The organism is Sphingobacterium sp. G1-14, assembly GCF_002196555.1.
Taxonomy (GTDB): Bacteria; Bacteroidota; Bacteroidia; order Sphingobacteriales; family Sphingobacteriaceae; genus Sphingobacterium; species Sphingobacterium siyangense.
Genome location: NZ_CP021381.1, coordinates 5,913,446 through 5,926,858, shown reverse-complemented (window position 1 = coordinate 5,926,858; position 13,413 = coordinate 5,913,446). Strand labels below are relative to the sequence as shown.

General features: G+C 38.4%; 13 protein-coding genes. 10 read left to right on the top strand and 3 right to left on the bottom strand.

What is annotated here, in order from left to right; genetic code table 11:
* Positions 1-187 precede the first annotated feature (187 nt).
* From CBM24_RS25425 to CBM24_RS25405, 5 genes are all read left to right on the top strand, one after another.
* Entirely contained in the window at positions 188-1,741 is a 1,554-nt protein-coding gene (locus CBM24_RS25425) for a Do family serine endopeptidase (RefSeq protein ID WP_088163195.1), read from the top strand.
* 511 nt (positions 1,742-2,252) lie between these two features.
* Entirely contained in the window at positions 2,253-2,699 is a 447-nt protein-coding gene (locus CBM24_RS25420; RefSeq protein ID WP_075994463.1) for a low molecular weight protein-tyrosine-phosphatase, read from the top strand.
* A gap of 71 nt (positions 2,700-2,770) precedes the next feature.
* Positions 2,771-3,118, top strand: coding sequence for a hypothetical protein (locus CBM24_RS25415; protein WP_075994462.1), 348 nt, complete (start codon positions 2,771-2,773; stop codon positions 3,116-3,118).
* Positions 3,119-3,176: 58 nt separating this feature from the next.
* Positions 3,177-3,935, top strand: coding sequence for a peptidylprolyl isomerase (locus tag CBM24_RS25410; protein WP_088163194.1), 759 nt, complete (start codon positions 3,177-3,179; stop codon positions 3,933-3,935).
* A 73-nt stretch (positions 3,936-4,008) separates the two neighbouring features.
* Positions 4,009-4,776, top strand: coding sequence for an exodeoxyribonuclease III (locus tag CBM24_RS25405; RefSeq protein ID WP_088163193.1), 768 nt, complete (start codon positions 4,009-4,011; stop codon positions 4,774-4,776).
* Positions 4,777-4,861: 85 nt separating this feature from the next.
* Here CBM24_RS25405 and CBM24_RS25400 read toward each other — a convergent pair whose 3' ends face one another.
* Positions 4,862-5,926 (bottom strand): Mrp/NBP35 family ATP-binding protein, encoded by a 1,065-nt coding sequence (locus tag CBM24_RS25400; protein ID WP_088163192.1) that lies wholly within the window; start codon positions 5,924-5,926, stop codon positions 4,862-4,864.
* A 294-nt stretch (positions 5,927-6,220) separates the two neighbouring features.
* Here CBM24_RS25400 and CBM24_RS25395 point away from each other — a divergent pair, with 294 nt between their 5' ends.
* Together CBM24_RS25395 and hpt are read left to right on the top strand one after the other, a co-directional pair.
* Positions 6,221-8,395 carry a transglycosylase domain-containing protein gene (locus CBM24_RS25395; protein ID WP_088163191.1) on the top strand — a complete coding sequence of 725 codons (2,175 nt, stop codon included), beginning with the start codon at positions 6,221-6,223 and terminating at the stop codon, positions 8,393-8,395.
* Between the two features lie 27 nt (positions 8,396-8,422).
* Entirely contained in the window at positions 8,423-8,962 is a 540-nt protein-coding gene (gene hpt / locus CBM24_RS25390) for a hypoxanthine phosphoribosyltransferase (RefSeq protein WP_075994457.1), read from the top strand.
* Positions 8,963-9,006: 44 nt separating this feature from the next.
* Here hpt and CBM24_RS25385 read toward each other — a convergent pair whose 3' ends face one another.
* A complete protein-coding gene (locus tag CBM24_RS25385; protein ID WP_088163190.1) occupies positions 9,007-9,504 on the bottom strand; it encodes a hypothetical protein in 498 nt (165 codons plus the stop codon).
* Positions 9,505-9,610: 106 nt separating this feature from the next.
* The gene (locus CBM24_RS25380) at positions 9,611-10,174 is read right to left on the bottom strand and encodes a DNA-3-methyladenine glycosylase I (RefSeq protein ID WP_088163795.1); all 564 of its coding nucleotides are present in this window, start codon (positions 10,172-10,174) and stop codon (positions 9,611-9,613) included.
* A 123-nt stretch (positions 10,175-10,297) separates the two neighbouring features.
* On the opposite strand from CBM24_RS25380, the gene CBM24_RS25375 reads away from it, so the two are divergent.
* The 3 genes from CBM24_RS25375 (at position 10,298) to CBM24_RS25365 (ending at position 13,355) form a co-directional block, all read left to right on the top strand.
* Positions 10,298-11,272 (top strand): DUF4271 domain-containing protein, encoded by a 975-nt coding sequence (locus CBM24_RS25375; protein ID WP_088163189.1) that lies wholly within the window; start codon positions 10,298-10,300, stop codon positions 11,270-11,272.
* Between the two features lie 11 nt (positions 11,273-11,283).
* Entirely contained in the window at positions 11,284-12,054 is a 771-nt protein-coding gene (locus tag CBM24_RS25370) for a uroporphyrinogen-III synthase (protein WP_075994453.1), read from the top strand.
* Positions 12,055-12,485: 431 nt separating this feature from the next.
* Positions 12,486-13,355: a cupin-like domain-containing protein gene (locus CBM24_RS25365; protein ID WP_088163188.1), complete on the top strand. Its 870-nt coding sequence runs from the start codon at positions 12,486-12,488 to the stop codon at positions 13,353-13,355.
* Positions 13,356-13,413: the final 58 nt, after the last annotated feature.

Below are 13,413 nucleotides of genomic sequence, written 5' to 3'. Positions count from 1 at the left end.
AAAAAAACGGAGAAAAGTTAAGATTTGTTAAAATGGTTGCATTTGTCTAGTAATTAACATTTTTTAACGTGTCGGATTTTCCGAAGGCTTCGAAATGGTATTACATTTGAACATATCCGAATAAAATCGGTAATTTTAAGAGCAAAAGTTATCAGCTTATAAGACATTTTAAAATAAAAATAAGTTTATGAATAAGGTCGGTTTAACGCTATTAACAGCTGTTTTCGGTGGAGCGGTAGCATTAGGAGGTTACAAGCTTATTGAGAATAAGAAGTTTGATGGTATGTCTTTCGAAGACAAACAAAAGGTTTATTTCGCAAACAATCCAACTGGGGTGATGTCCTCAACAGGTAACCCTGATTTTACCCAAGCTGCAGCGGCGGTATCACCTGGGGTTGTACATATTAAAACAACATATAGTCGTAAGGGGTCGCAGCAATCGCAAGGTTCTCCGTTCGATATGTTTGAAGAGTTTTTTGGGATGCCACAGGGTGGTGGACGTCGTCAAATGCAATCGCAACCTATACAGGCATCCGGATCAGGTGTAATTATCTCTGATGATGGTTATATTGTAACCAACAACCACGTCGTTGAAGATGCAGATAAAATAGAAGTCGTATTAACAGACAAACGTACGTTTGAAGCCAAATTGATCGGACGTGATCCGAACACAGATTTAGCCTTGTTGAAAGTATCAGGTAAGGGCCTTCCTGTTGTCAAATTGGGTAACTCAGATAATGTCAATGTCGGTGAATGGGTACTGGCTTTCGGATACCCACTTGGACTTCAATCTACAGTGACCGCAGGTATCATTAGTGCTAAAGGTCGTCAGATTGGTATTTTGAATGAAGGTCAACAACAACGTGGTAATCCATTTGGTGGTGGACAGGATCAAATCCCTGTAAGTTCAGCGATCGAATCCTTTATTCAAACAGATGCGGTTATCAACAAAGGGAACAGTGGCGGAGCCTTGACTAACGCTTCAGGAGAATTGATTGGTATTAACTCTGCCATAGCCTCTCCAACAGGAACATATGCGGGTTATGGTTTTGCGATTCCAGTTAATTTAGTGAAAAAGATTGTTGATGACTTTGTCGAATACGGTAATGTAAAACGTGGTTATATAGGTGTTACTTATACTGAAATAACACCTGAATTGGCCAAGGAAAAAGGTTTTACAGATGTGGATGGTTTATATGTTCAAGATGTAGTTGGTGGCGGTGCTGCAGAGGCTGCCGGTATCAAAAAAGGAGATATCTTGACAAAAATCAATGGAAAAGTGATTACAGGTTCACCGGTCTTAAGTGAAACTATAGGCCGTGCGCGTCCTGGAGATAAGGTGAACGTTACCTATAAACGTGATGGTAAAGAGAAACAAGTAACCATGACATTGAAAGGCGAAGAATCCTTAAAGACTGCAAGCACTGGCGGAAAAGCTTCGAAAAGTGCAACGGAGATCTATAATAAATTAGGAGCAAGCTTTATTCCTGCTTCAGCTCAGAAGAAAAAGGAATTGGGCGTAAATTCCGGAGTTGTTGTAACTCAGGTGAACCGTGGTGGTATCTTTGATTATTTCGGTGTAGAGCGTGGACTGGTCATTACAGAGGTGAATGGAAAAGCGGTCAATACAGTAGATGATGTTGAAACAGCGCTTGGTGCAACGCAACGCAATATTGTACGATTGAAAGGAGTATCTCCGCAAGGTGGTGCTGTTCAATTGAGCTTCCCTGTAGAATATTAAGCATTGAATTAAGAATTGGTTGATTAATATAGTTTAGGTGGTTCTAACCGTAAGGTTAGGCCACCTTTTTTATGCTTTGTGTTATTGATCGTATTTTTTATGACGATATCATTCAGCTCGTTACATTTGGTTTAATGAAAAGTGTTTAGTCTCATTGGCTTCATTGAATTGGGGTATTGGACAGCAAAGTTCTCCCGTCTGTTTTCATTGCTGGCGGTGGATCCGGAATCAGAAGGACTTTATGGGAAAGCTAGGACACTTGGTAAGAAGTAAGTCAATTTTAAGCCGGTTGTTTCCTTAATCATTTTAGTTTAGCTATTTTGCGGAATGAAGTGCCGATACAGTTCCAGCACTTTTTATGCTGGGCCTTTCTGGCCTTGTGATTTATTACATATTTTGCTATTGACAAGCATGAAAACCTGATTATGTCGGCTAATCGCGTTCTTTGCGCCGTTTAGTTGGATCATAGCGTGGTATTGTTACTCTTTGATAGCTTTTAAAAATTATAGAGATGAAGATTTTAATGGTTTGTTTGGGAAATATCTGTCGTTCTCCCCTTGCACATGGTATATTGAAACAAAAAGCAGCAGATAATCAATTAAACTGGGTCGTTGAATCGGCGGGTACAGGCGACTGGCATATTGGTGAAGCCCCCGATCGTAGAGCTATAGCAATTGCAAAGAAATATGGTGTCGATATTTCCGGTCAGCGGGCTCGGCATTTCAAACCGCAATTTTTTTCCGAATACGATCTTATATTTGTAATGGATAGACAAAACTATGCAGATGTATGCGCTCAGGTGATTGATAAGGAAGATCTGCACAAAGTTAAATTGTTTTTGGGAGATGATGTTGTTCCTGATCCATATTTTGATGATAATTTGTTCGATCCCGTGTTTCAGATGATTGATCAACGTTGTGCAGAGGTTATTGCCAAAGGAGGGAATCCAACAGCATAACTATATTTATCTGTGCGTTAATTTGCTTGCAAATCATCGTAAATTTATCTTAGTTTGTTTAAAACAAAAAAATGAAGGCAGCAGAAGTAAACAAGAAGTGGAACATCCTACAGGATGAAATTGCTTCGCTATTCGATATGGAAAAGCCTGACATCAAGGTTTGTTTATTCCTTATTGGTGTTCAGGAATTGGGCAAAGGTGCCCAAAAATTCTCAAAACGAGAAAAAGAAGAGTTGATGCACATTGCGACGTGTCGTCTTTTCAGTGCTATGGGATTTTATAATCTGAAAGGTCTGGATGAAGAAGGGTGGCCACATTGGGAATTGGTAAAACCTATTCCTAACTATACTCTTTTGGAGCAAGAACTGATTATGAAGTCCTTGATCATAAATTATTTTGAAGAGTTAAACGTTATCTAGAAGATAACACAAATGAAAAGATAGGAAGTTCTAAATGGGAACATATAATTATTAACAGATGAGATTTTTAAAGGCTAGTTTAATAGCAGTATTCTGCTTTTTGCAGGTTTTGGCATTTGCGGCTAAACCCGAGTTTAAATATGTACAGATCGTCACTGACAAGGGGACCTGTGTGCTGCGGTTGTACAATGAGACACCAAAACATCGGGATAACTTCGTGAAATTAGCAAAAAGTAAATACTACGATGGAACCTTGTTCCATCGCGTCATCCAGAATTTTATGATCCAGGGAGGCGATCCTGACTCAAGAAATGCAGTTGGAGGAGCGCAGCTGGGTAATGGAGGACCAGGGTATACCATTCCTGCAGAGATTCAGGACGGTTTGTTCCATAAAAAAGGGACCATTGGAGCGGCTAGGGATAACAACCCCGCAAAAGCTTCTTCGGGTTCTCAGTTTTATCTTGTTCAGGGAAAGGTATTCACACCTGAAGATCTTAATCGTTTGGAGCAAACACGGATGAATGGTAAGAAATTTTCGGAAGCACAGCGTCAGGCTTATACAACTATTGGTGGTGCACCTCATTTGGATTGGAATTATACTGTATTTGGTGAGTTGGTCAAGGGAGTAGATGTTATCGATCAGATTGCAGCTGTGAAAACAGATAAGCACGATAGACCAGAAGTCGACCAAAAGATGAACATGCATGTACTAACGCGGCGAGAAGCGTTAAACTTAGAGCGGGAACTAAAAGGTCTAAAACCTCAGACTGGTATCTTTTCTAAAATCGGTGATCTGTTCTCTTCTAAGGATTATTAATGTTTTTATGAAGTCGTAAATCAGGGATTGAAGCGCTTTTTTTCCTATTATTTAGAATCTCAATACTCAAAAAATGAAAATAGTAACCTATAATGTGAATGGTTTACGTGCAGCCTTGAAGAAAGATTGGTTAGGCTGGTTGAAAACTGTAAATGCGGATGTCATATGTCTTCAGGAGATTAAAGCTACACCGGATCAGATTCCCGAAATTGCTTTGTTGGAGCAGATGGGCTATGAGCATTACTGGTATCCAGCTCAAAAAAAGGGGTATAGTGGAGTCGCCTTGTTTACGCGGATCACACCTAAGCATATTGAGTATGGTTGCGGCCATGAAGATTATGATTTTGAAGGACGTATTATCCGTGCTGATTTTGATCGGGTCTCCGTGATGAGTACCTATTTTCCATCAGGTACAACTGGAGATGTGAGACAGGATTTTAAATACCGTTTTCTGGAGGATTTTCAGTCATATAGTGATAAGCTTTTGATCGAAAAACCGAATTTGGTCGTTTGTGGTGATTATAATATTTGTCACCGTGCCATCGATATTCACAATCCAAAATCAAATGCAAATTCTTCGGGATTTCTTCCGGAAGAGCGCGAATGGATGGAGAATTTTATTAATTCGGGTTATATTGACTCTTTCCGCCATTTAAACCCTGATCCACACCACTACAGTTGGTGGAGCTATCGTGCAGGGGCTCGTGCAAAGAATTTGGGCTGGCGTATTGATTATAATATGGTTTCAAAACCTTTGGCGGAACAAATCAAATCTTCCAGTATAATGCCGGATGCAGTCCATTCCGATCATTGCCCGGTATTGCTGGAACTTGCTATCTAATACTTAGATGACATTTCATAAAAAAGGCTTTCATACGTATGAAAGCCTTTTTTATGGTGAAGCGCAAGAGCGCATTATTCACTAACTATCTCCCTTGGCTATGGATAATGGAAAGTTGCTGGGCAACTTTCTCTGCGATCGTTAAAAATGATTTCGTTACAGGATCTTCGTTATCTATGGCAACAGGGAAACCATTATCTCCTGCGTCAGAAATGCCTTTTAACAAAGGGATTTCACCTAGGAAAGGAACTTTATATTCTTCTGCAAGACGTTTTCCGCCATCTTTACCAAAAATATAATATTTGTTCTCTGGCAGTTCAGCTGGTGTAAAATAGGCCATATTTTCCACGACACCCAATAATGGGATATTGATGCTATCCATTAAGAACATTCCGATTCCTTTGACAGCATCAGCCAGGGCAACGTGCTGCGGGGTTGTGACAATCACAGCCCCGGCAATCGGGAATGTCTGTGATACGGTGATATGGATGTCACCAGTACCCGGAGGCATATCAACAACCAAATAATCCAGTTCACCCCAATGTGCATCGTTAAAAAGCTGCTTGATGGCCGAGGTCGTCATCGGTCCACGCCATGGAATAGGTTGGTTTGGATCGGTGAAAAATCCTATTGAAAGTAATTTCAGTCCAAATTTTTCAAGCGGTTCAATTTTAACCTGGCCGTTTGGCATTTCTATCGAACCCGGTTTGGCACCTTCTAGGCCAAACATAATTGGAAGCGATGGCCCATAGATGTCGGCGTCTAAAAGACCTGTTTTAGCTCCTTTAGCATGGAGTGCAAGTGCAAGATTTGCAGCGACAGTAGATTTACCAACTCCACCTTTGCCTGAGGATACCAGGATGATGTTTTTAATACCCGACACTTGCGCGCCTTGTTTCCCGATCACATTGGAAGTCATATTGATATGAACTTCGAGGTTTTTGTCGATGAAATGGGCTATGGCGTTTCGGCAGGCATGCTCAATATGGTCCTTAAGCGGGCAAGCTGGTGTAGTTAAAATGACATCGAAAGAAATTTTTTCACCTTCGATCTCGATATTTTGAATCATATTCAATGTTACAAGATCCTTTTTCAAATCAGGCTCTTCAACATAGGATAATGCATTTAATATTTGTTCTTTGGTAACCATCTATTATTCATTTGTAATCATGGATTACAAAACTACTCATTGCGGATCAATTTCATGTCATTTCTTTGTTTTTAATGGGATTAAGATTACTGTATCGTACTCCTAATCTTTAGGAAAGATCCGTTATCCAGTACATTTTCGTTTTCGGGTAACCAACCTGTTTTCTAAATAATTTTGTTGGACTGTAGAAAGGGATAAAGGCCATCCTTGTTTCAGTGAATTATAATTGTATATGCAGCCAAATTTATCTAAGTTTGACTGTTGATATGCACGAATTTGCATTAAGTAATAATTATGTCCAATCGATTTATAACATCTTTTAAGTCCCGCAAATGGCGATGGCTTTATATCGCTTTAGCTGCTATTTTGGTTTTGGCGATCGCAGTAGGCACGTATGCTTATCAGAAAAGAGATGCCATGCTCATGGGAGCAATCAACAAAGCGAAAGCGAAGTTGCTTGAAAAGTATGATATGGAATTGAAGATTCAATATTATGCTTTCCAGGGGATTAATGCCGTACAGTTTAAGAATATACAGCTATTGCCCAAAAATAGAGATCAATTGGCTCAAATCAATGATTTGACAGTGTCTGTAAAATTGTGGCCTTTGTTATTTGGGGATGTGAAGTTAGGACAAGTTCTTTTAGATAATGGGAAGGTTTCTCTTGTTAAAAAGGATTCGATCAGTAACTACGATTTCCTGTTCAAGAAGCAGAAAAAGGATACTGTTGAAAATGATAACCCAAAGCAGAATCTGGCGGCCTTGGCAGATCGATTGTTGAAAAATGTATTTTTTAAGATTCCAAATGACCTCGATCTCAAGAACCTTGAGCTTTCCTATCGTGACGACAGTACTTCACAACGCATTGTAATTCCTTCTGCTGTGATAGACGGCGGAGATATGGAAACCAAGTTTCTGTTAAATGACCATGAGGCGGCCTGGAATCTGACCGGAACGATTGATTCAGATAATCAAGAATGTGACCTTCGTCTTTTTTCCGATAAAAAGGAGGTAAATCTTCCACTATTACAGCGCAAATTTGGTCTCGCGGTAAGTTTTGATGAAATATCCTTCCGATTGGACAAGGCTCATAGAAGAAATAAGGAGTTACTGGAGTTGCATGGGCAATGGGGATTTAAAAATCTGAAAGTAAATCACTGGCGTATTTCTAGTAAAGATGTTATCTTTCCTGAGGCCATCATGCAGGGGGCATTGAATATTGGAGCATCATCGATTGAAGTGAGCAAAGAAAGTACCGTTCAGGTCAAAGATTTCGTGTTTTCTCCTTATATCAAATATGTGCACAAGCCGGAAAAAGAACTCTTCCTTGCCATTCATACTGATAGGATAGAGGCGCAGCACTTTTTTGATGCCATGCCAGTTGGATTATTTCCTGGCTTAGATGGTATTCAGGTGGAGGGGCATATTCAATACGATCTGAACTTTGCTCTCGAAATCAAAAAGCCCGAAAAGCTTCTTTTCTCTTCCAAAATGGATGATAGGGATTTAAAGGTAGTCAAATGGGGGGAGGCCGATATTGCGATGTTAAATACACCATTCACGTATACAGCCTATGAAGATGGTAAGCCGATGCGGGAAATTGTTGTCGGACCTCAAAATCCTAATTTTACACCTATAGATCAAATATCCCGTTATATGCAGATTAGTTTGATCAATACAGAAGATCCATTTTTCTTTAAGCACAAAGGCTTTGAGGAGAAGGCTTTTAAACTCTCTATTGCTACAAACATTAAGGAAAAAGGATTTAAGCGTGGAGCGAGTACGATATCAATGCAACTAGTGAAAAATGTTTTTCTAAATCGCAATAAGACGGTTGTACGGAAGCTGGAGGAAATTTTGCTGGTATGGCTGATGGAACGCTCGCAGCAAGTGAGTAAAAAACGCATGTACGAGGTTTACCTGAATGTCATCGAGTGGGGAAATAATGTATATGGTATTACCGAAGCTGCACGCTATTATTTTGGGAAAACACCAGCGCAATTAGGGCTTGGAGAAAGTATATTTTTGTCGAGCATTGTTCCGCGTCCTAAAAAGGGACTCAACTTTTTTGACTGGACAGGGCACCTGAAAGGGAATATGTTGCGCTATTTTAATACCTATGGTCATATTATGACCAAAACAGGGCAGATTAGTGTGGATTCAACAACTTCAAATTATGGTTTTTATGAAGTTGTTCTGCAGCCGCATCTGCGGGCAGCAAGACCAGCTGTGGTAGATTCTGTTGATGTATTTGATATGGGAGATGATCCATTGTTGTTCGATCGTCTCGAAAGTAGTTCTCCTGCCGACAATCTTGAGCATGTATCTGTTCCAAAGAAGCTAAAACAAATGGATCTAACAGAAAAGAAAGATGAGGAGGCTAGTGAGCAGGAGAAACCAAAACGGTCGCTATTTGACAAGATATTAGGGCGTAAAAAAGAGGAAAAAGAAAACGACACACACAAATAGTGCCTGTGTTGAAAGAAGAATATTAGCATGAAAAAGATAGAAATTGACGGATTGCTTTTCGAACCTTTATTTGAAGAGGAGCAAATTCAGAAACGAGTGCGCTTGATGGGGATTGATATCAGCCTGCGTTATGAACACAAACAGCCTGTTTTTATAGGCGTCTTGAATGGATGTTTTATGTTTATGGCAGATTTGCTTAAGCAAATTGATGTTCCTTGTGAGATGTCGTTTATTAAGTTGGCTTCTTATATTGGAACCGGGCAATCTGAATTAAACGAGCTTTTAGGGCTTGGTATCGATCTTGAAGGCCGTGATGTGATTATTGTAGAAGATATTGTCGACTCTGGGCATTCACTGAAGTATACCTTGGATGCCGTAAAAAAATTAAATCCAGCGAGTGTGATTGCCTGTGCACTTTTGGTGAAACCCGAGGCGCTGCAGTATCATTTCGAGGAATTGACCTATGTTGGCTTTGAAATAAGTAAGGAATTTGTGGTTGGGTATGGTATGGACTTTAATGGTCTTTGTCGGAATCTCCCTGATATTTATAAAAACGTAGCAGTCTAATGTACTAACAGGTGATCATTAGATTTTAACTATAGAATTTTGATTTATTCAGGTGTTTGATTGTTGTATAATTCTTTCAGATTTATGCGTAAAATTTCTAAATCTGATAACGGTAGTTTGGAGACAGTTTCAAATATTTCCTTTTCATCAAATTTAATGACTAAGACACCTTTGTTATCTTCCTCATAGCCCGATTTTTGTATTGTAAAGTCTATCTTTTCAAAATCAAATTCTTTTTGACCTCCTTTAAACCATTGGTAGTCGGCGGTGTAGTTGATTTTGTTTTTTTGAAATTCAATAATTTCAGCGCCATAAGTATTCCATAATGAAACACGGAGCATATAGTATGCTATTAATCCAAATAAGCCAAGCATGATAACACTCACAATTGTCAGCCCGCTATTGGATACATTGACAGTGACGCCACCAAGGGGTAGAATTATAGAAAATATGGTAAGTAAATAGATGAATAGTCTGGCAATTAGAGGCCCCCTTTTTTCTTTTAATACCAATTGGTTTTGTTTTAGGTCGATTTGATTCATATGTCGTATTTCTGTTCTTAACGATCTGTTTTTTATGGTGTAGAGAACCTGTTTTGATTTTTATAAATTGGTATTTGCGAAACCTATGCGCATTTTAATGGTTAGCTTATTTAAACGAACAGGTTTCGATATGGTCGTTCACCATTCCAACGGCCTGCATATAAGCATAACAGATGGTAGAACCGAAAAATTTAAATCCCCTTTTCTTCATGTCTTTAGCTATTTTATCAGAAATAGCTGTAGTTGCAGGGACCTGTTGCAAACTGGTCCAGTGGTTGACAATTGGTTTTTTTTCAGGCAAAAAAGTGTATAAATAGTCGTAGAAGCTACCATATTCTGCTTGGATTTTCTTGAAATGCTGCGCATTGGTAATGGTGGATTCAATTTTATTCCTGTGTTTGATAATTCCCGAATCGACCAAAAGTCTAGCAACATGTTCATTGGTATAAGCAGCGACTTGATCAACATCAAAATTGGCAAAAGCTTCTTGGTATGCCTTTCTTCGACGAAGAATCGTGATCCAGCTTAAGCCGGCTTGTGCAGACTCTAATATCAAAAATTCAAATAAAGTTTTGTCATCGCGGACTTGTCGTCCCCATTCTTTATCGTGATAATCGACATATTGCGGATCAGATCCGCACCATTGACAACGTATGATTTCTTTGTACATGTTCTCTGAAGATTTTTTGAATGCAATATAACTTTTTATCCTAACTTTACGACCACAATTAAAGAGTTTCGAATATAGACGGTTCATGAGCATTTCATTACCGTTAAGAGACAATTCATTTTAATGAGCGTAACTATCTTCAAATATCATATTCTATTTGTAGTACTTCTGCTGTTTTCAATTACGGGATTGAATGCGCAGCGGCGGACTTTTCGGACGGTTGTACAGGACAGCAGCACAGTTAGTACTGATAGTCTAAATATTGTAAAGGATTCTGTTGAATCGCCAAACCAGAAAGTTTTGGCATCCTTGAACCCTGCGTTACAGAATCAATATCGGATCGTAACAGTGAATGGGGGAGGTTTAAGGATTCATAACATTTATAATTTTGATGTTCAGCAGTATTTTCAGATTAAATTAAGAAGTAGCAATTTGGATCGGCAATATGGAACGCTCAAGGCTCATCGTGAAAACTGGATTTTATTTACAGTTCTCGCATTAATTTTTGGTGTTGGGTTGATTCGGGTATTTTTCCCTTCTGATATTAAATTGGTTTTTCAGGGGTACTGGGATGATAGGGTCTTATTGTCTGTAAGCAAAGAGGACACGATTCTGACGTCTTGGCCATTTATTTTTCTATTTATATTATTTTCTGGGGCAATAGGCTTATTTGTAAGTCTATTTTATGCATATGAATTAAATAGATTCGATTTTATTACTTTTCCCAATTATATGAAGACTGCGGGAATGGTTGGTGCGTTGTTTGCGTTAAAAATCGGATTTATCCGATTCTTATCCTTTGTTTTTCAAATTAGAAAGTTGGTAAAGGAATATGTGACCGTGCTGTATCTGATTTATTTCAACACACTTTTTTTAATGCTTCCTGTACTATTAATTTTGAGTCTTGTGCCTTTGACATCGGTCGGAGTTGTACTGCATTTGGCTATTGTTGGAGCTGCTTTACTCTTTTTCTATCGATTTCTTAAGACAGCGACTCATATTATGTCTATGTATAAATTTTCAATTTCCTATTTAATTTTGTACCTTTGTTGCCTAGAAATAGCACCAATATTAATACTGTTAAGATTATTGAGCTAAAACTGGTTAATATGCAAACTTCAGACGTAGAAAGAGCAAAGAAGGTAAAAAGTGTACTGGTGACTTTACCAAAACCTGAAAACGATAAGTCCCCTTATTATGATTTAGCAAAGAAATACGGGTTAAAATTAGACTTTCGAGGTTTTATACACGTAGAAGGAGTTCCTGCCAAAGATGTGCGTAGGGATAAGGTTAATTTAGCAGATTATTCTGCTGTAATATTTACGAGCAGAAATGCTGTAGATCATTATTTTAGAATTTGTGAAGAGATGCGATTTGAAGTGTCTGCAGAAATGAAGTATTTCTGTATTTCAGAGACGATTGCCCTCTATCTTCAAAAGTATATCCAATATAGAAAACGGAAGATTTTCTTTGGTAAACAGACCGCGAAAGACCTTGAAGAGGTATTGAAAAAACACAAAGGGGAGAATTTCTTGTTCCCTTGTTCGGATGTGGCCAATGAGGAAACAAGTAATTGGTTACAACAAAACGGCTATAAATTTACACCGGCTGTGCTTTTTAGAACTGTTGTAAGCGATTTGACTGATTTGAAAGATGTTTTCTACGATGTTATCGTGTTCTTTAGTCCTTCAAGTGTACAGTCCTTATATGATAACTTCCCTGACTTTAAGCAGAATAATACAAGGATTGCAGCATTTGGTGCTTCTACTCAACAGGCTCTTTTAGATCACGGATTGATTTTAGATATCCCTGCTCCAACACCAAAAGCGCCTAGTATGACGATGGCTGTTGAAGAATATATCAAAAAGGTAAATAAGTAGTAGCCTAACATAAGGTAAATAACAAAAAAAGGGTTCTTAAGACCCTTTTTTTGTTATTTGTGCAGTTTAAGATCCGCAAGGATCTGTAAAGACTTTTACGGGCGTTGTTGTTGAGTTTTATCATTCCGAATCGGGAATGGTACGATGACAATTTTACGAATTGGCCGGATGATCAATTTGTGAGGTATGTTCATGTTGTATGAAAGATAGATGAATCGTATTTTTATCTGTAGGGGTATAGAAATGGTGGCGAGTCGAATCGATGATGTTAAAATGTAATAAAAGTGACGATGGTCATTGAGATTTTAAGTATATTTCTATTAAATTGCTTGGAGTAATTTATTCCAATTAAAAATAAAGCATAGGCAGTATTTTTAAAATTTGATAGAAATATTTTTTTTATGTTTGTAATTAAGCAAAATTAGTCAGTCGTGAAGTTAAAGCAAGTTGATAAAATTTCGGGCATTCAATCAGAGGACTTTTTAAAGAATTATCTGAAACCAGGTTTTCCTGTAATCATATCAGATTTTATCAGTGCAGAAAGTCCAGCGTGGAAGAAATGGAGTTATGATTACTTTAAGGAAATCGCAGGAGATATAAAGATAGATGTCTATGGAAAAGAGGAAGAATCAATGGACCGTGCTGCCAGTGCTCCTGTTGGCCATATGACATTTGCAGAATATTTGGATCTGATCACAAAAGAACCTACAGAGTTACGGTTGTTTTTGTTCAATCTACTCAAGATACGTCCTGAACTGAAACACGATGTTATTTATAACGATGTTACAGGCGGTAAGGTATTGCAATGGTTGCCGTTTATGTTCTTTGGTGGAGAGGGGTCAAGTACCCGTAATCATTTCGATATTGATATGTCACACGTGTTTATTTCTCAATTCCAAGGATTAAAACGTATTTGGCTTTTTCCAAATGATCAATCTGATTTGATGTACAAATTGCCATACAATTTTCATAGTATTGCAAACCCCAAATATAGTAGTGAAGAGGAATATCCCGGAATTAAATATCTGGATGGCTATGAGGCGGTGATCCATCCTGGAGAGACCTTATATATGCCAGCAGGCTGGTGGCATTATATTCAATATGAGACAGAGGGCTATTCGATTTCTGTTAGGGCGTTAGCAAATTCGATCAGTGAGAAATTGCAGGGGGCACGTAATCTGTTTATCACAAGGCATTTTGACAATACGATGCGAAAGATCTTCAAAGACCATTGGTTCCATTATAAAATTAATACAGCAAAACGTCGAGCCAATAATGCAATTAAAAGAAACAAACGTTAATATAGAAAGGGGACAGTAAAATGTCCCCTTTTGTTTTTAAAATGTATTTTTTGTACAG